Annotated in this window: 1 protein-coding gene; it reads left to right on the top strand. The window is 57.9% G+C overall.

Annotated elements, in window-relative coordinates; genetic code table 11:
- A partial coding sequence (locus tag FLQ44_RS18030) for a dihydropteroate synthase (RefSeq protein WP_170253029.1) occupies window positions 1-266 on the top strand: 266 nt, incomplete at both ends.

The raw sequence follows: 266 nt of genomic DNA, 5'->3' as shown, positions 1-266 counted from the left end.
AGAAATCGCGCGTATCGCGCCGGTGCTGGACGCGCTCAAGGCAGATGGCATTCCCGTCTCGCTCGACAGTTATCAACCCGCGACGCAAGCCTATGCCTTGTCGCGTGGTGTGGCCTATCTCAATGATATTCGCGGTTTTCCAGACGCTGCGTTCTATCCGCAATTGGCGAAATCATCTGCCAAACTCGTCGTTATGCATTCGGTGCAAGACGGGCAGGCAGATCGGCGCGAGGCACCCGCTGGCGACATCATGGATCACATTGCGG

The organism is Vogesella mureinivorans, from assembly GCF_007644035.1.
Classification (GTDB): Bacteria; Pseudomonadota; Gammaproteobacteria; order Burkholderiales; family Chromobacteriaceae; genus Vogesella; species Vogesella mureinivorans.
Note: the sequence above shows the minus strand (reverse complement) of the source record. Positions and strands in the feature narration are given on the sequence as shown.